The organism is Desulfurellaceae bacterium (genome assembly GCA_021296095.1).
Lineage (GTDB): Bacteria > Desulfobacterota > Binatia > Bin18 > Bin18 > JAAXHF01.
Window position 1 is genome coordinate 1 of record JAGWBB010000003.1, and the last position, 24,073, is coordinate 24,073.

Annotated in this window: 26 protein-coding genes and 1 riboswitch; of the genes, 22 read left to right on the top strand and 4 right to left on the bottom strand. The window is 63.7% G+C overall.

Features of this window, described 5'->3' with window-relative positions; all coding sequences use genetic code 11:
- Positions 1–80: 80 nt before the first annotated feature.
- Positions 81–1,496, bottom strand: coding sequence for an FAD-dependent oxidoreductase (locus tag J4F42_00950; GenBank protein ID MCE2484050.1), 1,416 nt, complete (start codon positions 1,494–1,496; stop codon positions 81–83).
- 152 nt (positions 1,497–1,648) lie between these two features.
- Between J4F42_00950 and J4F42_00955 the strand changes: the two genes are divergently transcribed.
- The 11 genes from J4F42_00955 to J4F42_01005 all read left to right on the top strand — a co-directional run bounded on the left by J4F42_00955 (position 1,649) and on the right by J4F42_01005 (position 13,202).
- Positions 1,649–2,659, top strand: coding sequence for an LLM class F420-dependent oxidoreductase (locus tag J4F42_00955; protein MCE2484051.1), 1,011 nt, complete (start codon positions 1,649–1,651; stop codon positions 2,657–2,659).
- 36 nt (positions 2,660–2,695) lie between these two features.
- Positions 2,696–4,402, top strand: coding sequence for a glutamine--tRNA ligase/YqeY domain fusion protein (locus J4F42_00960; GenBank protein MCE2484052.1), 1,707 nt, complete (start codon positions 2,696–2,698; stop codon positions 4,400–4,402).
- Positions 4,351–5,262, top strand: coding sequence for an ATP-grasp domain-containing protein (locus J4F42_00965; GenBank protein MCE2484053.1), 912 nt, complete (start codon positions 4,351–4,353; stop codon positions 5,260–5,262). The genes J4F42_00960 and J4F42_00965 overlap by 52 nt, the downstream gene beginning before the upstream one ends.
- A 494-nt stretch (positions 5,263–5,756) precedes the next feature.
- Positions 5,757–7,382: a YdiU family protein gene (locus tag J4F42_00970; GenBank protein ID MCE2484054.1), complete on the top strand. Its 1,626-nt coding sequence runs from the start codon at positions 5,757–5,759 to the stop codon at positions 7,380–7,382.
- Positions 7,383–7,409: 27 nt separating this feature from the next.
- A complete protein-coding gene (gene cobU, locus J4F42_00975; protein MCE2484055.1) occupies positions 7,410–7,943 on the top strand; it encodes a bifunctional adenosylcobinamide kinase/adenosylcobinamide-phosphate guanylyltransferase in 534 nt (177 codons plus the stop codon).
- A 142-nt stretch (positions 7,944–8,085) separates the two neighbouring features.
- Positions 8,086–8,658 carry a cob(I)yrinic acid a,c-diamide adenosyltransferase gene (gene cobO, locus J4F42_00980; protein MCE2484056.1) on the top strand — a complete coding sequence of 191 codons (573 nt, stop codon included), beginning with the start codon at positions 8,086–8,088 and terminating at the stop codon, positions 8,656–8,658.
- A complete protein-coding gene (locus J4F42_00985; GenBank protein ID MCE2484057.1) occupies positions 8,642–9,493 on the top strand; it encodes an ABC transporter substrate-binding protein in 852 nt (283 codons plus the stop codon). Before cobO ends, J4F42_00985 begins: the two co-directional genes overlap by 17 nt.
- Positions 9,490–10,479, top strand: coding sequence for an iron ABC transporter permease (locus J4F42_00990; GenBank protein ID MCE2484058.1), 990 nt, complete (start codon positions 9,490–9,492; stop codon positions 10,477–10,479). Before J4F42_00985 ends, J4F42_00990 begins: the two co-directional genes overlap by 4 nt.
- Entirely contained in the window at positions 10,472–11,245 is a 774-nt protein-coding gene (locus J4F42_00995; protein ID MCE2484059.1) for an ABC transporter ATP-binding protein, read from the top strand. Before J4F42_00990 ends, J4F42_00995 begins: the two co-directional genes overlap by 8 nt.
- Before the next feature lie 2 nt (positions 11,246–11,247).
- Positions 11,248–12,198: a cobalamin biosynthesis protein CobD gene (cobD, locus tag J4F42_01000; GenBank protein MCE2484060.1), complete on the top strand. Its 951-nt coding sequence runs from the start codon at positions 11,248–11,250 to the stop codon at positions 12,196–12,198.
- The gene (locus tag J4F42_01005; GenBank protein MCE2484061.1) at positions 12,195–13,202 is read left to right on the top strand and encodes a threonine-phosphate decarboxylase; all 1,008 of its coding nucleotides are present in this window, start codon (positions 12,195–12,197) and stop codon (positions 13,200–13,202) included. Before cobD ends, J4F42_01005 begins: the two co-directional genes overlap by 4 nt.
- Before the next feature lie 16 nt (positions 13,203–13,218).
- Here J4F42_01005 and J4F42_01010 read toward each other — a convergent pair whose 3' ends face one another.
- A complete protein-coding gene (locus J4F42_01010) occupies positions 13,219–15,258 on the bottom strand; it encodes a TonB-dependent receptor (GenBank protein ID MCE2484062.1) in 2,040 nt (679 codons plus the stop codon).
- 154 nt (positions 15,259–15,412) lie between these two features.
- Positions 15,413–15,615, bottom strand: a riboswitch (cobalamin riboswitch).
- Between the two features lie 111 nt (positions 15,616–15,726).
- Here J4F42_01010 and J4F42_01015 point away from each other — a divergent pair.
- The 7 genes from J4F42_01015 to J4F42_01045 all read left to right on the top strand — a co-directional run bounded on the left by J4F42_01015 (position 15,727) and on the right by J4F42_01045 (position 20,050).
- Positions 15,727–16,116, top strand: coding sequence for a hypothetical protein (locus J4F42_01015; GenBank protein ID MCE2484063.1), 390 nt, complete (start codon positions 15,727–15,729; stop codon positions 16,114–16,116).
- Positions 16,100–16,774: a hypothetical protein gene (locus tag J4F42_01020; GenBank protein ID MCE2484064.1), complete on the top strand. Its 675-nt coding sequence runs from the start codon at positions 16,100–16,102 to the stop codon at positions 16,772–16,774. Before J4F42_01015 ends, J4F42_01020 begins: the two co-directional genes overlap by 17 nt.
- A 350-nt stretch (positions 16,775–17,124) precedes the next feature.
- Positions 17,125–17,493, top strand: coding sequence for a type II toxin-antitoxin system RelE/ParE family toxin (locus tag J4F42_01025; protein MCE2484065.1), 369 nt, complete (start codon positions 17,125–17,127; stop codon positions 17,491–17,493).
- A complete protein-coding gene (locus J4F42_01030) occupies positions 17,490–17,828 on the top strand; it encodes an XRE family transcriptional regulator (GenBank protein MCE2484066.1) in 339 nt (112 codons plus the stop codon). The genes J4F42_01025 and J4F42_01030 overlap by 4 nt, the downstream gene beginning before the upstream one ends.
- Before the next feature lie 181 nt (positions 17,829–18,009).
- Positions 18,010–18,954 carry a DUF262 domain-containing protein gene (locus J4F42_01035; protein ID MCE2484067.1) on the top strand — a complete coding sequence of 315 codons (945 nt, stop codon included), beginning with the start codon at positions 18,010–18,012 and terminating at the stop codon, positions 18,952–18,954.
- Between the two features lie 72 nt (positions 18,955–19,026).
- Entirely contained in the window at positions 19,027–19,692 is a 666-nt protein-coding gene (locus J4F42_01040; protein ID MCE2484068.1) for a hypothetical protein, read from the top strand.
- A 73-nt stretch (positions 19,693–19,765) separates the two neighbouring features.
- Positions 19,766–20,050: a HigA family addiction module antidote protein gene (locus J4F42_01045; GenBank protein MCE2484069.1), complete on the top strand. Its 285-nt coding sequence runs from the start codon at positions 19,766–19,768 to the stop codon at positions 20,048–20,050.
- A gap of 18 nt (positions 20,051–20,068) precedes the next feature.
- Here J4F42_01045 and J4F42_01050 read toward each other — a convergent pair whose 3' ends face one another.
- Entirely contained in the window at positions 20,069–20,245 is a 177-nt protein-coding gene (locus tag J4F42_01050) for a hypothetical protein (protein ID MCE2484070.1), read from the bottom strand.
- 117 nt (positions 20,246–20,362) lie between these two features.
- On the opposite strand from J4F42_01050, the gene J4F42_01055 reads away from it, so the two are divergent.
- From J4F42_01055 to J4F42_01065, 3 genes are read left to right on the top strand one after another with little or no spacing between them, the layout of a single operon-like run.
- Positions 20,363–20,686 carry a type II toxin-antitoxin system RelE/ParE family toxin gene (locus tag J4F42_01055; protein ID MCE2484071.1) on the top strand — a complete coding sequence of 108 codons (324 nt, stop codon included), beginning with the start codon at positions 20,363–20,365 and terminating at the stop codon, positions 20,684–20,686.
- Positions 20,687–20,702: 16 nt separating this feature from the next.
- Entirely contained in the window at positions 20,703–20,990 is a 288-nt protein-coding gene (locus tag J4F42_01060; GenBank protein ID MCE2484072.1) for a HigA family addiction module antidote protein, read from the top strand.
- 25 nt (positions 20,991–21,015) lie between these two features.
- Positions 21,016–21,177, top strand: coding sequence for a hypothetical protein (locus J4F42_01065; GenBank protein MCE2484073.1), 162 nt, complete (start codon positions 21,016–21,018; stop codon positions 21,175–21,177).
- Here the strand turns inward: J4F42_01065 and J4F42_01070 are convergent.
- The gene (locus J4F42_01070) at positions 21,162–22,991 is read right to left on the bottom strand and encodes an NAD(P)/FAD-dependent oxidoreductase (protein MCE2484074.1); all 1,830 of its coding nucleotides are present in this window, start codon (positions 22,989–22,991) and stop codon (positions 21,162–21,164) included. The two genes, J4F42_01065 and J4F42_01070, sit on opposite strands and share 16 nt — an antisense overlap.
- Positions 22,992–23,201: 210 nt before the next feature.
- Between J4F42_01070 and J4F42_01075 the strand changes: the two genes are divergently transcribed.
- Positions 23,202–24,059: an acetyl-CoA carboxylase carboxyltransferase subunit beta gene (locus J4F42_01075; protein ID MCE2484075.1), complete on the top strand. Its 858-nt coding sequence runs from the start codon at positions 23,202–23,204 to the stop codon at positions 24,057–24,059.
- Positions 24,060–24,073: the final 14 nt, after the last annotated feature.

Sequence of the window (24,073 nt, forward strand, 5' to 3'; positions counted from 1 at the left end):
ACACCCATCTGAGCAATGAGCGGCTGCGCGAGGTGCACCGCAAATATCACCCCAGGGGCTGAGTATGGCCGGCCTCAAATTTATACGGATGGAGGACGCGTTTCCTCTTTGTCCAGGGCGTCGAGCATGGCCCGGACGGTGGTCAGCTTCTCGCGCGGCTTGCCCAGGGGCTTGCCGGCCTCGACCTCAATCCGGTCCAGCTGTTTCCAGTCGGTAAAACTGACGTAGCGCACGCCTCTGTCCGACAACAGCCGGGGCAACGCCTCGGGCGGGCTGACTGAGCCGTCGGCTAAAGCCGGAACGTCTTCAAGCATGTGTCTGACGCTGTCGACCGCGTCGGGCTTATTGGTGCCGACAACGCCGGACGGACCGCGCTTGATCCAACCCGTGACATACACTCGCGGCACCACCGCGCCGGTGTCTTGAGCAATCACCCGCCCGTCCTGGTTGGGAATGATGCCGGCGCGTTCGTCAAACGGCACGCCCGGCAGACGGTGGCCCTTGTAGCCGATGGAGCGAAAGATCATCTGAATGGGGAATTCCTCGTAGACGCCGGTTCCCCGCGCGCGTAGCGTGCCGCTCTCGTCTTTGACCAGCTTGTTCTTCTCCAGCCGCATGCCCTCGACCCGCTCGTCGCCCAGGATTTCGACCGGCGAGACAAAAAACCGGACCCGAATCTTGCGCCGCCCTCCGCTCTGGCCCTTCTCCAGATGTGCGGCCAGGATATCAACATTGCGCTGATGGACGGCTGGAGCCTGGTCCAGAAATTCCTGGCTGAGATCGTCCATGACCAGATCGGGCGGATGGATGACCAGGTCGACCTCGGGGATCTGGGTCAGCTCGCGGATCTCCGGATTGGTAAATGCGGCCTGAGCAGCACCCCGCCGGCCCAGCAGAAAGATCTCTTTGACCGCGCTCTTGGCCAGGGTTTCCAGCGCATAGTCGGTGATATCGGTAGTCGATAACTCTTCAACCGACTTGGCCAGGATGCGCGTCACATCCATGGCCACATTGCCGTTGCCGATGACCGCCACCCGCTCGACCTGACTGAGGTCAAACTCCAGGTCGCGATAGTCGGGATGACCGTTGTACCAGCCGACAAAAATCGTCGCCGGGTAGCTGCCGAACAGGTCTTCGCCGGGAATACCCAGGCGGCGGTCGGATTCCGCACCGGTGGCAAACAGGACCTGGTGATAGTGGGCCAGCACGTCGTCGAGGCCGAGGTCAGTGCCGAAGCTCACATTGCCGAAAAACCGAAAACGCTCCTGGCCGGCGGTTTTTTCGTACTGCCTGATGACCGCCTTGATCTTCTGGTGATCCGGGGCCACGCCGCCGCGTACCAGCCCGTAGGGGGTCGGCAGCCGGTCGAACAGGTCAACCGTTGCCGTGTAGTCCTTCTGCCGCAACAACTCTGCGACCGCATAAAATCCGGCCGGCCCAGAACCGAAAATCGCAACCCGGAGGGGATTTGCCGGGCTGCCCAGATGCTCTGCCATACTGTCCCTTTCTCACTCGGAATCCCCCTGCGGGACCCCTTTTTATAAAGGCCGCACGCTAGCGGCTCTGACCCAAGCCGTCAACCGGACTAGATACGTCCTCGATTCGACGTGTATAATCCCCCCCGAAAAGGGGAAATACGGAGCACGCCATGACGCACGAACGCTGGTCCCTGTCCGTTCCGATTGAGGAGGTCCCGCTGGCCGAGCACGCCGAACTGGCCCGTCAGGCCGAGCAGCTGGGCTATACCGACGCCTGGTCCCTGGAAGTTGACGGCACGGATTGTTTTTCTCCCCTGGCCCTGATCGGTTCGGCCACCCAGCTGCGGCTGGGTACCGCGATTGCCAACGTCTACACCCGCGGTCCGGCCACCCTGGCCATGAGCGCCGCCGGGCTGGCCGAGGCCGCCCCGGGCCGCTTCTGTCTGGGTCTGGGAGCGGGCTCGCAGCCGATTGTCGAGAGCTGGAACGGCGGCCAGTTCCGGAAACCGCTCAGCCGGGTGCGCGAGATGGTCGGCTTTCTGCACCAGGTCTTCGCCGGCGAACGGGTGGTGTTTGAGGGCCAGACCTTCCAGGTGCAGGGTTTTCGGCTGAGCCGGCCGCCCAGCGCGCCCATCCCGATTCACCTGGCCGCCCTACGCCCGGCCATGTTGAGCCTGGCCGGCCAGATCGCCGACGGCGCGATTCTCAACTGGCTGTCGGCCGGGGATATCAAAAAATCGGTCGCCGTTGTCCACGCGGCCGCCCAGAATGCCGGCCGGGATCCCGACACGGTGGAGATCACGGCCCGGGTGTTTGTGTGTGTCGATCCGCCCTCGGCCGAGACCGATACGGGCATCCGACGCCATATCAACACCTATCTCAACGTCCCGGTCTACAAAGCCTTCCACGAGTGGCTGGGACGGGCAGAGGTGTTGGGACCGATGTGGCAGGCCTGGAGCAGCGGCGATCGCAGGGCGGCGGTGGCGGCGGTGCCGCAGTCGGTCATCGACGAGCTTATTCTGACCGGATCGGCTGAGGACATACACGCCCATGTCCGGCGCTACATGGAGGCCGGAGTGAGCACGGCTTTTCTGCAATTTCAGAGCTTTGCCAAAGACCCGGCGGTCAAGCGCCAGCGCCTGCTCCAGGCCGTGCGCGACCTGGCGCCCGCCCGGTTCTGAGCCGGCCCCCCGGCGATCACGCGAGAGGCTGTTGCCATGAGCGCGCATGACACCCCGCTAGACTTTATCCGCGAGATTATTGCCGCCGACCTCAGGGCCAACAAAAACGGCGGCCGGGTGGTGACCCGCTTTCCGCCCGAGCCCAACGGCTATCTGCACATCGGCCACGCCAAATCCATCTGCCTCAACTTTGGTCTGGCGGCCGAACACCACGGGGTGTGCCACCTGCGCTTCGACGACACCAACCCGACCAAGGAAGACCTGGAGTACGTCGAGTCCATTCAGGAGGATGTCCGCTGGCTGGGCTTTGACTGGCAGGACAAACTGTTCTACGCCTCGGACTACTATGAGCAGCTGTACGGCTACGCCGTCCAGCTGATCACCAACGGCAAGGCGTATGTGGACAGCCTGAGCGCCGACCAGATACGCGAGTACCGCGGCACCCTCACCCAGCCGGGCAAAAACAGCCCGTATCGAGACCGCTCGGTCGAGGACAACCTCGACCTGTTCGCCCGCATGCGGGCCGGCGAGTTCGAGGACGGCAGCCTGGTCTTGCGAGCCAAAATCGACATGGCCTCGCCCAATCTCAATCTGCGCGACCCGGTGATTTACCGTATCCGCCGGGCCACCCACCACCGGACCGGAGACGCCTGGTGCATCTACCCCATGTACGACTTCACCCACGGCCAGTCCGACGCCCTTGAGGGCATCACCCACTCGATCTGTACCCTGGAGTTTGAGGACCACCGGCCCCTGTACGAGTGGTTTCTCAGGGAATTGCCGGTGCCGTGTCAGCCGCAGCAGCTCGAGTTTGCTCGCCTCAACCTGACCTATACCGTAATGAGCAAGCGCAAACTGTTGGAACTCGTCACCAACCGCCACGTCAGCGGCTGGGACGACCCGCGCCTGCCGACCCTCAAGGGCTTGCGGCGCCGCGGCTACACGCCGGAGTCGATCCGCAATTTCTGCGAGCGCATCGGTGTGGCCAAGCGTAACAGCGTGGTCGATATGGCCATGCTCGAACACTATGTGCGGGACGATCTCAACAAACGCGCACCCCGGGTCATGGCCGTGCTGCGCCCGCTGCGGGTCGTGATCGACAACTATCCACCCGACCGGGTCGAGCAGCTTGCCGCCGTCAACAACCCCGAGGACCCCGGTGCCGGCACCCGTCAGCTGCCGTTTTCGCGGGTGGTGTATATCGAGCGGGACGATTTTCGGGAAGACCCGCCCCGCAAGTTTTTCCGTCTGGCACCGGGGCGCGAGGTGCGGCTGCGCTACGCCTACATCATCAAGTGCGTCGAGGTGATCAAAGACGAGGACGGCAATATCGTTGAGCTGCGCTGCACGTATGACCCGGAAACCCGCAGCGGCGGCTCGGCCGAGTCGCGCAAAGTCAAGGCGACCCTGCACTGGGTCTCGGCCGCCCACGCCATCCCGGCCGAAGTCCGGCTGTACGACAGTCTGTTCACCCGGCCCGACCCCGACACGGTTGAGGACGGGCGCAGCTATACCGATTTTCTGAACCCCGACTCGCTGGAGGTGCTGGCCGCCTGCCAGCTCGAACCCGGCCTGGCCGAAGCCGAGGTCGGCGGCCGCTATCAGTTCGAGCGCCTGGGCTATTTCTGTGTCGATCCGGATTCGGTTGGGGGCTCGCCGGTTTTTAATCGGACGGTCACCCTGCGGGATACGTGGGCCAAAATCCAGAAGGCCCAGAAGGCCCAAAAAGCAGGCCGGGCGTAGACCGGACGGAGGACTGGGCTCTGGAAAACAACATCCGGTGTCTGAGCGCCGCCTGTCGCCAGCTCGGCCTGGACTTCGACTACCTCGACCCGGACCACAACCTGGTCAGAATCGTGCTTGGCGGCCAAGCCCACTATTTTCAGCTCAACCGCACGCCGTTCAACGCCGAGTCGGTGGCCGGGCTGTGCAAAGACAAATACCACACCTACTGCCTGCTCAAAGACGCCGTCCGCTGTCCCAGAACCCTGGCCTTTCTGAGCTATCGGGTCGATGCGCGCTACACCCGTTATGTGCGCTACCGCTCGGCCTCCGAGATCGTGGCTGCGGTTGAGGCCGAACTCGGCTACCCGCTCATCGTCAAGAGCAACCGGGGATCGTTTGGCTCAAACGTTTTTCTGTGTCACGCGGCCAGGGACACCCAGACCGCCATTGAAACGGTTTTTGACAAACACTCTCACCTGTACGATTACGTTGCCCTGGCCCAGGAGTTCATCCCGACCGCACACGAGTACCGGCTGGTGTGCTACAAACAGACGCCGGTCCTGGTCTACGCGCGTTCCGGCGACCCGTCTACATTCAACGCCCGCTACTGGGAGGGCACCTCGGCTCGGGCGATCCTGATCGAGCACGCCGCGTTGCTGGACGAACTGGCAGCCTTTGTCCGGCCCGTCTACGGGCTGCTGGACCTTGGCTTTGTCGGCTTCGATATCGTGCGCGCCGTGGACGGGCGGCTGTATCTCCTGGAACTCAACTCCGGGCCGCGCTTTGACCATGTCATCGCCACCAACGGCACGCGGCCGGTCATCGACATGTACAAGACCGTACTGTCGGCCTGGATATCCGAAGAATCGGCAGTCTGATTGAGAACGCTCCGCTCCGCCGATCTACGACGCTTCGTCGTTTGAGGCGCTGCTTTTCTTTCGATCCGCGATGTACATCGCGCCGATCAGTACTGTACAAACAATTCCTATGGCAATAGCGACTAGCGGTATGCCGAACATCTGTGTCTCCTTCTTCCGAATGCCGAGCGCTGCCGGTCGTTCTTCAATCGGCAAGCGTCAGGGTAAAGGGCTCCTCCACACACTGGAGTGCTAAAACCGGTCAACGATGGAAGATAGGAGCTTATTGGATGGGACAGGAAATAAGCGTGAACCGCCCACAGTTGGCCCCCCACTATCCTCCTGAACCGTGGCCGTGTCAATCGGCGGGGACGGCTGCAATCCAACTCAGGGCCGTCGCAGTTCGGCAGCCCGGTGCCAATACGATTCACAATCGTCACCCACCGGTCGAGCCGACTCACTTGCACAAGCCTGCGGCCTGGCCTAGTCTCCAGTCTGGTCTGATTGAGGGAACCATGAACACCGAACACACCTCCGAGCCGTCAAACCTCGGCCTTTGCTTTGACAACCGCTTTACGCGCGATCTGCCGGCCGACCCGGAAACCGACAATTACCGCCGTCAGGTCGAGTCTGCCTGTTACTCGCGCGTCCAGCCGACCCGCGTGGCCCGGCCCCGGCTGCTGGCCTACGCCTGGGAAGTCGCCCAGGACATCGGCCTGAGCCGCGCCGAGTGCGAATCGGACGAGTTCGTTCAGGTCTTTTCCGGTAACCGGGTGTTGTCGGGCATGGACCCCTACGCCATGTGTTACGGTGGCCATCAGTTTGGCAGCTGGGCCGGGCAGCTCGGAGACGGGCGGGCGATCAACCTGGGGGAGATTGTCAACCAGGGGCGGCGCTGGGTTGTCCAGCTCAAAGGCGCCGGCCCCACGCCGTATTCCCGCCAGGCCGACGGTCTGGCCGTCCTGCGCTCGTCGCTGCGCGAGTTCTTGTGTAGCGAGGCCATGCATCATCTGGGCGTCCCCACCACCCGTGCCCTGAGCCTGATCGCAACCGGCGAGCAGGTCGTCCGGGACATGTTCTATGACGGCAACCCCAAGCCCGAGCCGGGCGCGGTGGTGTGTCGCGTGGCGCCCTCATTTACCCGCTTCGGGAATTTTCAACTCTTTGCCGCACGGGGAGAGACCGAGGTCTTGCAACAGCTCCTGGATTACACCATCCGGACCGACTTTCCCCATCTCGGCCAGCCGTCGGCGGCGGTCTACCTGGCCTGGTTTCAGGAGGTGTGTCGCACAACCGCCCGGCTGATCGTGGACTGGCTGCGGGTCGGTTTTGTCCACGGGGTGATGAACACCGACAACATGTCGATCCTGGGTCTGACCATCGACTACGGGCCGTACGGCTGGCTGGAAGATTACGATCCCAAATGGACGCCCAACACCACCGACGCGGTCGGTCGTCGCTACTGCTTCGGCAATCAGCCCCAGATCGCCCAGTGGAACCTGGCCCAGCTGGCCAATGCCGTGCTGCCCCTGATCGGCCAAACCGAAGCCCTGGAAGACCTTCTCAGCGGCTTTGTCACAGACTTCGAGCACGGCTGGCGAAGCATGATGGCCGGCAAGCTGGGGCTGCGATCCTTCGAGCCGCAAAGCGACGATGAACTGGTGGCCGAACTGCTGGCCATCCTGTGCCTGGCGGAAACCGATATGACGATTTTCTACCGAAGGCTGGCCGAGCTTGAACTTGACGGCCCAGCCTTCGACCGGGAACAGGCCGACGATGAAGCCCTGCCCGAGCCGTTGCTGGACGCCTACTACGTGCCCGAACAGCTGAGCCGTAGCCACACACTGCGGATCGGCAACTGGCTGCGCCGCTATGCAGCCCGTGTCCGTGCCGACCGGACTTCAGACGAAGCGCGCCGCAAACGCATGAATGCCGTCAATCCCAAATATGTGCTGCGTAACTATCTGGCCCAGCTGGCCATAGATAAAGCCGAGCAGGGCGACCCTACGAGGCTGCACGAATTGCTCGACCTGCTGCGCCACCCCTATGATGACCAGCCCGATAAAGACGACTACGCCAAAAAGCGGCCCGACTGGGCGCGTCAGCGGGCGGGCTGCTCGATGCTGTCGTGCAGCTCCTGACCCCACGGTTCATACGCCGACCCGCCCATGACTACGGTCGAACCTCACCCCGGCATCAGCCTGGTTCTCGGCGGCGCGCGCTCGGGCAAGAGCACTTTTGCCGAAAGCCTGGCGCGTCGGCACAGCCGACAGGTCTACATCGCCACCGCCGAACGTGTCGACGATGAGATGGTCCGCCGTATCGAAGCCCACCGCCGCCAGCGCGGGTCGGGTTGGCGTACACTGGAGGTGCCCCTCGATCTCGCGGATGCCATTCGGCAGGAGGGCGCGCCCCAGGTGTGCCTGCTGGTCGATTGCCTCACGGTGTGGCTGGGCAACCTCATGTATCACGGCCAGAGGATAGACGCGGCCCAGGACGGGCTGCTCGACGCGCTGGCCGGGGTGCCCGGACCGGTGGTCCTGGTCGCCAACGAAGTCGGCCTCGGCATCGTGCCGGACAACGCCGCAGCGCGGGCTTTCCGTGACCACGCCGGCCGGCTCAACCAGGCGGTCGCCCGGCTGGCGACGCGCGTCTACTTTGTGGCTGCGGGGCTGCCGGTCCTCCTCAAGGGGACTGAGTGAATATCTGAAGCGGGAGCGGCGGCTTGCAGGAGACACGGCGAGCACCCCTGACAGTCGGGTCGTCGGCCTTGACTCCGAGCGGACGCTGCGTGTATATGGGCCTGCATCGCCCATGTCCAGCGCCGACACACATAAGGAAAAGATGCAGGCTGTGCAGGCCGAGCATCGCCGCAAGGTGAGGGCGGCCCGTCACCCGGAACGCGGTCTGGTGCTGGTCTACACCGGCGACGGCAAAGGGAAATCGAGTTCGGCCTTTGGCGTGATTGCCCGGGCGCTCGGCTGGGGTCAGCGGGTCGGCGTCGTGCAGTTTATCAAAGGCAAATGGCTGACCGGCGAGCACAAGTTCTTCGCCAGGTTTCCCGATCAACTCGTCTGGCATTGCATGGGTGAGGGATTCACCTGGAACACCCAGGACCGTGCCCGCGACACGGCCGCCGCTGCCGCCGCCTTCGCCAAGGCGCGGGAATTGATGGAGAGCGGCGACCGTGACCTGGTCGTGCTGGACGAAATCAATATCGCGCTCCGCTACGACTACCTGTCCGTCGAGACCGTACTTGCGGGCCTCAGGGCGCGCTCGACCCGGACGAGCGTGATTCTGACCGGACGCGACGCCAAACAGGAGCTGATGGATTATGCCGACCTCGTCAGTGAGATGCGCGAGGTCAAGCATCCCTTCAAAGCCGGTATTAAAGCCCAGCATGGGATTGATTTCTGAGGCGCTGCCCCGGCTGACCGTTCTCACCGTTCTGGTCGGCCTGATCGCGTGCAGCCCTGCCGAGCCGCCGCCACGCCTGGACCCGCCGACACGTATTGTCAGTCTCGACTACTGCGCCGACCAGTATGTGCTCAAGCTGGCGCCACGTGGGCACATCCTGGCCGTCTCACCCGACGCGGAGAAAACCTTCTCGTATATGCGCGGCCAGGCGCGGGGGCTGAGGCAGGTTCGTCCGCGAGCCGAGGACGTGCTTGTCCTCCAACCCGATCTGGTCGTTCGTTCCTACGGCGGGGGACCGCAGGTCACCACGTTTGTCGAGCGTATGGGGACGCCCGTGCTGCAAATCGACTTTGCCGATGACCTCGACGGCATTCGGAATACGATCACGGCCGTCGCCGAGGGGCTGGACCAGCCGGCGCGTGGTGCGCAGGTGGTCGCCGAGATGAACGCCCGACTCGCAGCCCTGCGCGCCCTGCCGGACGCGCCGGAGGCTCTGTACATGACGCCGGCCGGCGTGACGAGCGGCCCCGGCACCCTGGTCCACGAGATGCTGCGCGCGGCGGGTCTGGCCAACTTCCAGCACGAGCCCGGCTGGCGCTCCCTGCCGCTCGAACGCCTGGCCTATGAACACCCCGATCTCGTGGCTGCGGTCTTGTGGGGAGCGACCAATCACGACAACGCCTGGAGTGCGGCCCGCCACCCCATAGCCCGCCGCCAACTCCGCGAGCGCCCAACGGTCCGGCTTGAGGGCGCCTGGGTCGCCTGTGGCGGCTGGTTCTTGCTGGACGCTATTGAGGCGCTGGCCACGACCGGACGCGGAGAGCCGGCGCGGTGAGCTTCAGCTGGCTCAATCTGGCCCTGGCCGCAGCTGCCGTTGCGGCACTGGCGGCTGCCTGTTTTCTCGGCACGACCCCTATGAGCGTGCCCCGCGTCCTGGCCGCCCTGCTGGGTCAGGCTCCGGCCGGCGACAGCCTCGTGGTGTGGCACATCCGTCTGCCGCGCGCGGCTGCGGCGTTTGTGGTCGGCGCCGCCCTGGGGGCGAGTGGCGCGGCCCTGCAGGGGCTGCTGCGCAACCCGCTGGCGGAGCCGGGTGTCCTGGGCGTATCGGCCTCGGCGTCCCTGGGGGCGACCTTCGTCCTGTACTACGGCCTGGCCGACGCCTGGGCCTATAGTGTGCCGGTGGCAGCCATCACGGGCGCGTCCGCAGCCTCGGCCCTCATCGCCCTGGTCGCGCTGCGCACGTCCTCGGTGGTGACCCTCATCCTGGTTGGCGTCGGCCTGTCGAGCTTCGCCGGGGCGACCATGGCACTACTGATGAATCTTGCCCCCAACCCGTTCTCACTGGCGGACATGGTGAACTGGATGCTGGGCTCGGTCGCCAACCGCAGCGCCGACGACCTGGCGCTCGCCCTGCCGTTCCTGGCCGTCGGTTTGGCCGTGCTGTTCATGACCCGACGAGGTTTGTCGGCACTCACTCTGGGTGAGGAAGCTGCGGCCGGCGTGGGCCTCAACCTGCGTCGCCAGCGTCTGGCGGTCGTACTGGGCACCGGGCTGGCCACCGGCGCGGCGGTCGCCATCGCGGGGACTATCGGCTTCGTCGGTATTATTGCTCCGCACCTGGTACGCCCTCGTGTCGATCACGACCCGGCGCGCAGCCTGCTGCCCTCGGCCCTGCTGGCCGGGGTGATTCTCGAACTCGCCGACATCGGGGTCCGTCTGTTGCCGACCGACTCGGAGCTGAAGCTGGGTGTGGTTGCGGCCCTGATCGGCGCGCCGGCCTTTGTGTGGATCACCCTGCAGCGGAGGGCGGTGCGTGACTGAGCTGTGCGCCAGCGAGGTGACGGTCAGGGTCGGCCGGGCGACGCTGGTGAACGCGGCGTCCTGCCGTCTGCGGTCCGGCGAACTGGTCGCCCTGCTCGGGCCTAACGGCGCGGGTAAAACCACCCTGCTACGCGCCACTCTGGGTCTCATACGGCTTTCGGCGGGAGCGGCAAGCCTGGACGGTCGGCCGACGGCAAAACTCTCGCCCACGGAACGCGCCCGCCGGGTGGGCTATCTGCCCCAGGTCCGCCCGCTGGCCTGGCCCAACACCGTGCGTGACGTGGTTGCGCTGGGACGCTTCGCCCACGGCGCGGCGCTCGGCCGCCTGCGCGCCGCAGATGCCGAGGCGGTTGACCGCGCGGTGGGCGCCTGTGACCTGCTTGACCTGGCCCAGCGTCGGACCGACACCTTGTCCGGTGGCGAACTCGCCCGCGTTCACTGTGCCCGGGCTTTTGCCGCTGAAGCCCCGCTGCTGGTTGCCGACGAGCCGACCGCATCCCTCGACCTGCGCCACCAGTTCCAGGTCATGGACCTGCTGCGGCGCTTTGCCGACGCGGGCGGCGGCGTGCTGGTCGTGCTGCACGACATCGGGCTGGCCGTTCGCTTTGCTGACCGGCTGGTATGGATGAAGGACGGTGTCGTGCTGGCCGACGGTTCGCCCCAGGAGACCCTGACCGCCGACCGCATCCGGACGGTCTACGGGGTACGCGCGCGGGTTGAGCGGCACGGCGCCGAGTGGGCCGTGCAGATCGAAGAGGTGGCCTGAGCGTGGCGTTCGCCGCTCTCATGTTGGGCGCGTTTCTGCTCGAAGCCGTCTGCGGCTGGCCCGACCGGCTGTACCGCCGCATCCGCCACCCGGTGGTCTGGATCGGCGCCTTGATCTCGGGGCTCGAAACGGCCCTGAATCTGGATCGCTTTTCCTCGGCCGCGCGCCGCGTGCTCGGCATGCTGACCGCACTCGTTGTCGTCAGCGCAGCCACCCTGTCCGCCTGCCTTCTCGTTGCCCTCCTGCCACAGACGCCGGTCGGTTTCGCCGTGGAAGTGATAATAGCCTCCAGCCTCCTGGCCACCCGCAGTCTGTATTGTCATGTCCTGCACGTGGTCCAGCACCTGGAACACGGCGACTTGGTGGGTGCCCGCCAGGCCGTCGGCCGCATCGTTGGCCGCGACCCCGCCCGGCTCGACAGCGCGGGCGTCGCGCGTGCCAACCTGGAGAGTCTGGCCGAGAACGCCTCCGACGGCGTGGTCGCGCCGCTGTTCTGGGGCAGCCTGTTCGGCTTGCCGGGGTTGGCGGCCTACAAGGCCATCAATACGCTGGATTCCATGCTCGGCCACCGGACCACGCGCCTGGAGGCGTTCGGCGGTTTTGCCGCCCGGCTCGACGATGTGGCGAACCTCATTCCGGCCCGGCTCACCGGCGGACTGATTGCACTGGCCAGCCTCAGGTCTGCCGCGATCCGCGTGATGCTCCGCGACGCCCGACGCCACCGCTCGCCCAACGCCGGCTGGCCCGAGAGCGCCATGGCCGGGGCGCTCGGCATCCGGCTGGGCGGCCCGCGTGTGTATACAGGGGAGCTGGCCGACGAGCCCTGGCTCAACGCGGCCGCCCCGGACCCTGGGCCAACAGACGCCCGGCGCGGCTTGTATCTCTACGGGCGGACCATGGCGCTCCTTGGGCTGGTGCTGCTCTTAGTGGCGGCCGGAGGAAGCGCACCATGAGGCTGGACGGGTTTGTCCACGGCGGGGCGCTCGACCTCATACGTGCCCGCTTCCCCCAGGCACCAGAGCCCTGGATCGACCTGTCTACCGGTATCAACCCCTGGCCGTACCCGGTGGACAGCCCGCAGCCGGAGACCCTCCACCGTTTGCCGAGTGCCAGCGCGACCGCAGCCTGCCGGGAAGCCATGGCAGCGGCATTTGGGGCGCCCGCAGCGTGTGTCCTCCCCGTGCCGGGCAGCGAGCTGCTGATCCGTCTGCTGCCGGTAATGCTCCGGCCCCGGTCCGGGACGCGGGTGGTCATTACCCGGCCGAGCTTTGCCGACCACGCCGAGGTGTGGCGGGCGGCAGGCTGTCGGGTCGTCGAAACATCCGACCCCCTGGATGCCCTGGCCACGGCCGATCTCGTCGTCCTGTGCAACCCGAACAATCCGGATGGCCGGGTCTGGAAACCGGACCGGCTTGAGGCGGCGTGGGCAGCCCTGGCCGCAAAGGGCGGCTGGCTGATTGTTGACGAAGCCTACGCCGATGTGCGGCCGGAGCTGTCGATGGCGGCCAGTGGCGGCCGGCCGGGGCTCATACTGCTGCGTTCGTTCGGCAAGTTCTTCGGCCTTCCCGGACTCCGGCTCGGGGCGCTGATGGCGCCGTGGGACGCGGTGGAAACGGCCCGCGCGTGTCTGGGGGTGTGGAGTGTCTCCGGCCCGGCCCTGGCTGCGGGAACGCGGGCCTACCGGGATGTCGGCTGGCAGCGGGCCACCCGTCAGCGGCTGGCCACGGCGCGGGCGCGTCTGGACGCGGTGCTGAACGCAGCCGGGCTACGGGTGGTGGGCGGCACCGACCTCTTCCGCTTCGTTGAGGTGGACGACGCCGGCAGGGTCTGGCACCGTTTGGCCGAGTGCGGGATCTTCGTTCGCGGCTTCGATTGGAGCCGAAACCGGCTGCGCATCGGCCTGCCGCCCGACGCGGCTGCGGAGGCGCGCCTCAGCCAGGCGCTGCTCGCCCGCTGAGCCTTCGGCGACCGGCTCAGAACTCTGCCCGAAAGCCGGCCAGAAAGGTCGTTTCCGCGGACGAAAAGTACAAGATATCCTGATAGTCGGCGTCAAACAGATTGTTCGCCTTGCCCTCCAGGCTCAGGGAACGGATACCCCAACGGTTCTCGAACAGCAGGTACGACAGAGCCAGGTCGGCCCGCTCGTAGCCGTCGTGCAGGGCGCCGCGCCGCTCGGTGACATTGCCCTTGACGTACAGATGAAAGTTGGCGTTCAGGCGCTCGCCGGCGTAGTTCAGGGTGAACGAGCCCACGTGCTTGGGCCGTCGGACCAGGGGCTCACCCCGCCTGAAGGACCCGAAGCCGTCGTTTCCGGCGTTGTCCAGCACCTCGGTTTCCAGGTAGGTATACGCGCCGCGCAGCGAGAATCCGTAGGGCAGGCCGACGGCTGTCCCGACCTCAAGCCCACGGCTGCGGACGCGGTGCACGTTGATGTAATTCGAGGTCAGTTCGGGCGCGAAGGTATAGGCGATCAGGTTTTTGTATTCGGTCGAAAAATAGGTCAGGTTCAACTGCGCGTCCAAGACGCCCAGGGTCAAGGGCTGGTCGAGACCGATTTCCCAGCTCTCGGACTCCTCGGCCTCCAGGTCAGGGTTGCCGCGGGAAAATGCGGTATCGACGTTCTGAGAAAAACTGGCCGCCTTGATGCCCTGGCTGTAGCCGCCACGCAGTTTGGTGTTGAGGCCGGGAATAATCAGGGCGGCCGAGACCCGGGGGCTGAGGTGCGTCCCATACGTGACCGCATCGTCCAGGCGGAAGCCGGACGTGACGAACAGCCTCTCGCGCCAGGCCAGGTGCAGCTGAGAGTAGAAGGACTGGGCGTTGCGGCTGCCACTGGGCCCATTCTTCTGGCTGTAGTGTTCGTCCTCGATAGAGCCGCCGATGGTAAAGGTCGGCGTCAGGCCGAGGGTCAGGGGCAGGAAAAAGTCGGACGAGTAGTCGGCCGACAGCCGGTACTCGCTGTTGATGGTCAGCGAGCCCAGTCCGTCGCAATCGTTGTAGGTCACGGCGTCATCGTCTCGGCAGTCAATGCTGCCGTCTTCCGGATCACGATAGGTGAACCATTCGTACACCACTCCCAGCTGCAGATTGTGCCTCCACCACGGGGTGGGCTGATAGGTGGCCCGCGGTCCGAGAATGAGGCGGCGGTTGTCGCTGGTCGCCCGGGGGTCCAGGCCGTTCCCCTGCCGATCAAGAATATCACCGCTGCTGGTGGGAACGCGAAAGCGGCTGTCGATGTAGCGCAGGGTGGTGGTGAGTTGCAGCTCATCGCCTGGGTCAAGGTCGAAGCGGGAGGCTAGGGTCGTGCTGCTGTAGTCGTTGTTGACCGGTAGGACGCCCCCGCTGTCAACCCGCCCGACAGCCACGTTGTAGCCGTAGAGGGCCGTCCCGCCGGACAGGCTGAAACGCTCCTCAAAGGTGTCGGGGTTGCCCGCGCGGAAGCCCAGCGTGGCGCGTGCCGGGCCCTGTCCGCGCGGCGTCAGGAGTTGGATGACCGAACTCATGGCGTCGGAACCGTACAGGGCGCTCTGCGGGCCGCGCACCACCTCGATGCGGCCCACGCCCAGCGTCGTCACATCATTGAATTTGAAGCTGCCGCCGGCCCGGTTGACCTTGACCCCGTCGATCAGGATCAGGTTGTGGTCGGATTCACCTCCGCGCGTAAACAGCGAGGTCGCGGCGCCCCGGCTGCCGGTCTGGACGAAGGTGAAACCCGGCACCTCGCGCAGCTGCTCAAACAGGTCGGTCGTCTGGCGTCGGGTGATGTCTTGCTGTGTCACGACCGTCACCGCGTTCGACACCTGCGAGAGGGGTTCTTCGAGCTTGGAGGCGGTGACGATCATGGGGTCGAGCACGGTGGTCGGTGCGAACCGGAGGCGAGGCCGCCGCGGCTCGTCGGCTGAAGCAGACGCTTGCGGGGTGGACTGTGCCTGGGCTGAGGCGGCTGGACCGCCCGTCTGCCAGATCAGGAACGACACGGCCAGAACGGCTACACGCTGTGAGAACTTTCCCATCTTCCCTCCTCGGGGACACCTTCCGTTCGGAGAGAGGAGAGATGGGGGGGTGGAACACAGGGTGTGAAGACGACTGGAAGCCTGCCAGGCTGAGCGCCTGTGCGGTGGATATCCAGAGCGGGAGCACGCTGTAACCCTTCTCCCTCCGCGGAGAGGCCGGTTGGTGGCTTCAGGCAGGTCTCCTGGCTTAGGGGTTCGGGGGCGTACGCCCCAGCGCCCGTCATCGGCCTTCCCACCGGCTTGCACCAGCAGTGACATGATCGAGACGGGCTCCCCCATCACAGTGGCGGGACCGCGCCGGCTTCGCACCGGCTTCCCTTTTCACCCCGTATGGGTACCTCAAGCGCTGTTCGGAGCCTGTGGTATCGGAGGGCCGCCGTATTGTCAAGCGCGCGCCCAGCATTCTTGTCGGAGTGGGTCTGACTTGGTATGGAAAGCCGCTGTAGGCAAGGAAAAGGAGGGAGAACGATGGAAAGAGGAAGAATCTGGCTGCTTGGCCTGCTCGTCCTGCTGCTGACGTCGTCGGCAGTCCGGGCGAACACAATCACGGCATTCCTGGACAACCCGCCCGACCATACCGGCATTGTCGGGATCGGGACGATAAACGGTTGGGCGTTTGCGACGAACGGTGCTCCCGTGACTATCCATCTGCGTATCGACGGGGTCACCCAGGAAGATTCCATCATTCCGTGCTGTAGCTCACGCGCAGACGTGCAGATGGCGGTGGAGGGTGCGCCCCTCGACACCAGCTACTCGGGTGTCTTCAACTATGCCCTGCTGAGCCCCGGTGAGCATACCGTCGGTGTCGAAATCCGGGCTGAGGGCTGCGAGCCGGTTATGCTTGAGCACACTATCTGAGCACACTATCAGTGTTGCAAAGCTCGGAAATGTTGAGGTCGTCGAAAACTTCAGCCTGGAGGAAGCCTGGACCGGGGTTGATGCTCTCAGCAACGACATGCTGATCATCAACGCGACGACCGGGACCGACATGGACAGATCGGCCAACCTGCGGGTTCGCTATTCTCTGGCCGCCCAGAACACTGGCATCATCGAAGCCTACACCGAGGATGAAACAACCGCTGAGACCCTGCACGCGGTGCAGGCAATCTTCAGCGCCCGTTGTTTTCCCTGCCATTCGAGCGACCACAACAACGGCAATCCCGTCGCAGGCCTGGATTTAAGCGCGAGTAATATGCCAGGCGGTACGATCGCCGTCAGAAGCCATCAGCTGACCGACACCTTTCTCATCAATCCGGGTCACCCGGATGCGAGCTATCTGGTGGAGAAGATCGCCACGGACTCACCGTCTCGTGGCAAGCGTATGCCCCAGGATATGCCGCCTCTGTCCGACGAGGAGATTGAGACCATTCGGAACTGGGTTCTCGGCGGGGCTCTCATTCCGGCTGATTTTGCTGGCCATGATGAGGATGACGACCACGGCTCTGGACACGACGATGAGGCCGATCACGACGATGATTCAGGTCATGACGATGATTCAGATGATGGCCACGGTTAGAAAACGAACAGGTGAGTAGGTCGGATGAGCGGAGCGTAATCCGACGGGTACGGAGGTGTCGGCTTACGCCTTGGGCTAAGCCGACCTACAAGACTGTTTCGGCTTGTTCAGCGGCCGACATAATCCCCGAGCCTGGGCGTTTTGCTCTCCTGCCACAGATCGACCAGCCGCTTGGGGATGAGCGCCGCTACCCGGTCGCGCGAGCCGCGAAACCAGTTGCTGATGCCCGGCAGGCTCCACACATACTGCTCCAGCTCGGCCTTGACCCCATCAACGAACTGCTGGACTGCCTCGCCACAAGACTTTGATATGCCTTTGACAGCATATGATTCTTAGATAATATTAAAGGCATGGTTTGGGAAGTCGGTTTCGATCCGGCCTTTGACCCGGAATTCGATGCTCTGCCTGCCGCAGTGCAGGACGAACTGCTCGCCCAGGCGAAGCTTCTCGAAGTGTTCGGACCGACGCTGGGCCGTCCGCGGGTAGACACGCTGCGCGGATCACACCACGCCAATATGAAGGAGCTTCGCTTTCAGGTCGCTGACGGCGTGTGGCGGATCGCCTTTGCCTTTGATCCCAGGCGGCGGGCCGTCCTGTTGGTGGCCGGCAACAAGTCGGGTGTCAGCGAAAGACGTTTTTACCGACAGCTGATCAAGAAGGCGGACGAACGGTTTGACGCGCATCTCGCCCGGCTGAAGGACGAGAGGAGGTCCAGATGACGACGCTACAGGAGAGAATGGATAAGCTGCCCAGAGCGCGGCGAAAAAAAGTGGAGGAACGGGCCAGAGTGCTGATTGCCGAAGAGATGTCGCTCCAAGACCTGCGCAGGGCGCGGAAACAGACGCAGGTGCGTGTAGCCAAGGAACTCGGGATCAATCAGGAAAACGTGTCGCGCCTCGAAAAGCGGAGCGATCTGTTGATTTCCACGCTCCGGGGCTACGTCAGAGCGATGGGCGGCAAGCTGAGTTTGGTGGCGGAATTTCCCGACCGTCCGCCGGTTGTGTTGACCGGCATTGCGGATCTGGACAAGGAAGAGCCTTCGACAAAGTCATAGCAATGGACCGCCGTCGTGCTCTCGCTCGCCAGTCTCCTCAAGCGCCTGACAAACTCCCGTCGGTCCGTCTCATAGGTCATACTCGCTTGGCCTTTTCTGTGTCATGGATGAGTGGGTCGGATGAGCGAAGCATAATCTGACAAGCGTGGACTGCTTATAGTTTGGACATCCCAAGGAGGCTTTGAAAATTATGGAAGCACGGAATCGCTCACTGAACGACTGGTTTGCCCGCATTCGCACTCGCCAGGTGGTCCTTCCTCGATTTCAGCGCTTCGAGGCATGGACCCATAGAATGGTTGCTGGGCTTCTTGATACGGTTTTACGAGAACTTCCAGCGGGTGCACTGCTCGTACTCGAAGTGGGTGATGAAGAACCTTTTGTCTCCAGGGTGATGGTCGGTGCTCCTGAAAACGGTGATAAAATCGTGGAACATCTCCTCGATGGTCAACAGCGTCTGACAGCCCTGTGGCGTAGCCTCACCGACAACTATCCAGATCGAACGTACTTTGTGGAGATGAATTCCGACGAGCAAGAAGATGAGTCTTCCGGTCCGCTGCGAACAATGTCTCAAGGTCGTTGGCGCAAAAATGGAAGGCTCTATCCTCTATGGGCTGATGATCCAGTCAGCGTCTGGGACCGTCAGCTCATACCAGCCAGACTTCTGCGTCCTGACCACGAGGCTGAAAAAGAGTTTAAGGAGTGGGCGAAATCGGCTGCTCAAGATGATACCGACGAGCTTATTCGGTTGATTTCATTAGGCGCAGACCTGCCCGCTCGGTTCGCGGGGTTCAATTTGCCGTTCCTGTCCCTCTCCCTCCCACCCACTACTCCAAGGGAAACAGCTCTCGACGTGTTCGTGAAGATGAATACGTCGGTGCAGCCTCTTAGCACTTACGACATCGTGGTTGCGCAGGTCGAAGCGGCCACCGGATTTTCACTGCACGAACTTGTCTCGGAGCTGCGGAAAGAGGCGCCGACGCTTGAGATCTTCGCAGAGCCTGCTCAGGTCATCCTGAATGCGGGTGCGCTGCTCCAGGATCGTGAACCCAGCAAAAGCGTTATGCTTAGCAACGACTTTGCCGAAGGTTTGATCGATAACTGGGCCAAACTCGTGAGCGGAGCCTAGCGAGCGGCGAGTTTCCTTGATGAAGAACACGTATTCGATTCAACGCGTATTCCTTCCGATGCGGCGACTCCGTTGCTTGTCGCCTTATGGGCTCACGCCCCCGACGGCTTGGATGGCGAAGGCGAAGCGCGTCTCCTCCTTCGGAAGTTTCTATGGCGTGCGTTCTTAACTGATCGCTACGAATTGGCCACCAATGGCCGTATCTTCGCCGATTACAGACTGCTGGCTCCACGGCTCAAAGGCCAGGATGCCGGTGTTCCACTCATCTTCAACGACGAGAGGCATCCACTTCCAACGGCCGAAGACCTGCTGCTGGCTGGTTGGCCGAAGAAAAGAGAGCGTTTGGCTCGGGCAATTCTACTCATCTCCCTCCGACAGGGAGGACTCGATTTCGCCGACGGTAGTCAAGCAACTCGTGACAGCCTCCGTTCAAGGGAATACCACCATATTTTCCCAATAGACCTCTTGGAAGATGCAGGCGAAGAGCAAGGGAAGGTTTACAGAGCGTTGAATTGCGCGCTGGTGACCTGGAAGACCAATCGTAACATCTCTGCTAAGTCCCCGATTGAATATCTCCAGAAGAGGATTGATGCGAGTACGCTCGGCGAGGCAGAGATTCGTAGGCGTCTCGTCAGTCATAGTATCGACTATGACGTTCTTGTGGCTGGCAACTATGATGAGTTTCTTGCCGCACGCGCTGAGACGTTGCTTCCAGAAGTTCAGCGCCTCGGGAGCTGACGTGTTTCGAGGGTGCACCTGTCAGTGATGTGGATTTGGTCAATTATCGCTGAAGGAGACCCGCGATATACCGATGAAGAACCCGCCCCATCCGGGCCTGTCCGTCCGTCATGATTGTCTGGAGGCGCTGGGGCTCAGCGTGACAGAAGCGGCAAGAAAGCTTGGGGTCAGCCGTAAGCAGCTGTCCGATATCGTTAATGGCCGTTCAGGACTCTCACCGGAGATGGTGACCCGACTCGACAAGGCATTCGGTGGCGGAGCAAGTACCTGGTACCGGGTGCAGGCGGCCTATGACCTCGCCCAAACGATGAAACGCGCCGGTCGAATCAAGGTTAAGCGGCTGTCATCGGTAGCATAGATGAGTAGGTCGGCTCGCTCAGCGGCCGCTGTAATCCTCGAACCCGGGCGTTTTGCTCTCCTGCCACAGATCGACCAGCCGCTTGGGGATGAGCGTCGTCACCCGGTCGCGCGAGCCGCAAAACCAGCTGCTGATGCCCGGCAGGCTCCACACATAGTGCTCCAATTCAGCCTTAACCTCGTCAAGACACTGCACGAGACCCTGTCGAGAATCCGTTGCTTGAGCAGTTGCACAGCCTGGGCTGGGAGATCAGCGACCTGACCGGCGAGAATCAAAATCCCGGAGACGCCTCCCGCTGCTCGATTTGTACGTTTGACGTATTACACCAGACATCCTATCGTCACCCCCGTGATTCAATCGTTCGGAGACAGCAAGAGTCGCCGGCTGTTCGAGGGCGGCCGGCTGAGAGGCTTTCGCGGCCTTGACTACGAGCGGGCATTGATGCTGCTCGATGCGCTTGACGCTGCGTCTTCGCTGGCTCCGCTGCGCGCACTTCGGGCCGTTCGGCTCCACGCACTGACCGGCGACCGGCGGGGACAATGGGCAATGACGGTGAACCGGCGCTGGCGGGTGACGTTTCGATTCGAGGCCGGTAATGCGCACGAGGTCACTATCGAGGACTATCACAAAGGATGAAATCGGGAGGTAGGCCATGACGCGAGTGAAGACACATCCCGGCCGGGTACTGCGGGCGGAACTGGAAGCACGAGGCATGAGCGCAAACCGGCTTGCGCTCGCCATCCGTGTCCCGGCAAACCGGATTACCGCCATCCTGCGAGGCGAACGGGCGGTCACGGCCGAGACTGCCGTGCGCCTCGGCCGCTACCTTGGAACCGGACCGGCATTCTGGATGAACCTGCAAAGCGCATACGACATCTCGGTAGTGGAGAGCGTCAAAGGGCACGTGATCGAAGGTGAGGTGCCGGCTGCGGTTTCGTGATACTGGTGCTACGGGAGTGATGACTATGAGGCCGCAGTCCCTTCGCATGGACGAACGCAACCGCATCAAGAAGCCCTTGCTTGAGCAGTTGCACGGCCTGGGCTGGGAGATCGTCACCCTGACCGATGAGAGCCAAAAGCTCGCCGCCACCTTCCGACCGCGCGGCCGACATCAGCGGCCGACATAATCCTCGAACTTGGGCGTTTTGCTCTCCTGCCACAGATCGACCAGCCGCTTGGGGATGAGCGTCGTCACCCGGTCGCGCGAGCCGCGAAACCAGTTGCTGATGCCCGGCAGGCTCCACACGTAGTGCTCCAACTCGGCCTTGACCTCGTCAACGAACTGCTCGACCGCCTCGCCGCGCACCTCCAGGCGTGACCACTTGTGCTCGAACATGGCCCGCAGGCACTCGACGATGTAGCCGATCTGGCACTCGGCAAAAAAGATGCCGCTGCCGCCGTGGCCGGGCGTGCCGTTGGGACCCGGGGTGATGAACAGGTTGGGGCAGTGTTCGAGCGCCATACCCTGATAGGTTTCGAGCCTGTCGTCGAGCAGGGCGCGCACATCGACCCCGTTGCGGCCGTTGACCTGAATCGGCCACAGCACCTTGCCGGTGTCAAAGCCGGTGGCAAAGACAATGATATCGACCGCCTCATGGCCGTCGGCGGTGGTGATTCCGTCGGCCGTGATACGCTCGATTGGCGTATCGGTCAGCTGCACGTTGTCGCGTCGCAGAGCCTGATACCAGCCGTTGTCGAGCAGCAGCCGCTTGCCGTAGGGCGGATACTGGGGCAGCACCTTTTCGACCAGCTCCGGCATGTCGCCGATCTGGGCCTTGATGTACTCAGTCATCTGACCCCGCAGCTTGTCGTTAGCCGCGTTGACCGAACGGTCCGGGTAGGGCCAGTCGGGGTCGATGCGCAGGGTCGGCAGGATGGAATCGCCGATCTGCCAGAACTGGCGGAAGCGGAACCACGACAGATAGGTCGGGATCTTGTCGATCAGCAGGCGCTCGGTGCCGGACAGGGCTTTGCCGTACTGGGGGTGGGACAGCATCCAGTGCGGTGTGCGTTGGTAGATCAGCACCTCGCGGGTCTGGGGCGCAATGGCCGGCACGATCTGGTTGGCGCTGGCCCCGGTGCCGATGACCGCCACCCGCTTGTCGGTCAGATCGACCCCGTGGTCCCAGTGGGTGGAGTGGAACGACGGGCCCGCAAAGGCGTCCACGCCCTCAATCTGGGGCCACTTTGGAATCCGCAGCAGACCGGTCGCGCCGATCACAAAATTGGCCCTGAGGCGCTCGGTCGAGCCGTCGCCACGGCGCAGGTCCAGCTCCCACACCCCGTCTGCGTCGTTCCAGCCCATGGTCTCGACCGCAGTGTTGCACTGCAGGCGATCGCCAAAGCTGCGCTCGGCAACGATCTGCTTGACGTATTTCAGCAGCTCGGGCTGATGACTGAAGTGCTCCGGCCAGCCCATGTCGGGCGCAAAGGAGTAGGAGTACAGCAGGCTGGGCGTATCCACCCGACAGCCCGGATAGCTGTTCTGCCACCAGGTACCGCCTGGCTCGGGGTTTTTCTCGAGGATCGTGAACGACGACAGGCCGAGTTCTTCGAGTCTGAGGCCGGCCAGGACGCCGGTCACCCCGGCGCCGATAATCACCACCTTGAAGTCGGCCGGCGGCGTGAGCGGCGCAACCTGCGCCTGCGGGCCGAGCCCCATCTGTTCGCGTGCCATGGGGCCGTACTCGGGGGCGACCGGCATGCCGGCGGCCAGGTTCATGGCTGCCTGGAGGACTTCGTCGCTGGGCGGTCCGGCCGTTTTCTGGCCCGACAGATAGGCCGGTAGCAGCTCGGCCGCCTTGCGCTCAATCGCGGCCCGGTCGCGCAGATCGGGAACGGCCTGCGGGTCGTCGGCCAGATGGGTAACAACTGCCGCCAGGGTGCGTCTGTCGGCCTGCTCAAGCAGGGACGGAATGTCGATATCGGTGGTGGTCGTCATGGCGGCAACCTACAAGAAGCGGGTCGCCTTGTCCAGAAAGTCGCCAGGCAGACGCCAAGGGCTTACCAGGCGGGCTGAGAGGTGCTAGGCTCCGCACAGCGCCGAGGGACGCGGGGGCTGGGACAGCTCGCTGGAGACACGATTTTCCTGCTTGGCAAGGGGAACGGTGATACCCGAGCGAGCATCGTCCGCCCGTGGGGAGAAGGAGTTATGGCTGCAACGGAAACGAGGCGGACGCAGGAAGACGCCGAGGCCATTTGGGTCAAGTGCAGCGCCTGTCAGGATATTCTGTTCCGCAAGGAGGCCGAGCGGCGTTTATTCGTGTGCCCCAAATGCGGGATGCATCTCAGGCTGACGGTTGAGCAGCGTCTGTTCCTGGTGGTTGACCGCGGTTCGTTTGTCGAGCATGACGTTGACCTGTCGCCCAGCGACCCGCTCGGCTTTACCGACCGCAAACCCTATCCCCAGCGCATCGCCGACGCCCAGGCCAAGACGGGTCGAACCGAGGCGGTGGTGTGTGGGGTAGCAACGATTGAGGACCGAGCGGTGGCCCTGGGACTGTTTGATTTTGCCTTTTCGGGCGGCAGCATGGGAACCGTGGTGGGCGAGAAGCTGACCCGGATTGTCGAGCACGCGGTGCAGGAACGCCTGCCGGTCATTTTCTTTTCCGCCTCGGGCGGTGCCCGCATGCAGGAGGGCGTCCTGTCCCTGATGCAGATGGCCAAGGTCAATACAGCCCTCAACCGGCTGCGGGCGGCCGGACTGCCGTATATCTCGGTCATGACCGATCCGACGACGGGCGGAGTGGCAGCCTCGCTGGGGATGATCGGCGATATCAATATCGCCGAACCCCAGGCCCTGATCGGCTTTGCCGGCCCGCGGGTGATTGAACAGACGATCCGCGAGACCCTGCCGCCGGGCTTTCAGCGGGCGGAGTTCCTGCTCGAGCACGGCATGCTGGACATGGTCGTGGAACGTAAGGATCTGCGCGGGGTGCTGGCACAACTGCTCGGCCTGCTGTGCGACCCCGCCTCGGACGACGCGGGTGAGACCCCCGGCCAGCCCTAGCCGGTCCATTTGCT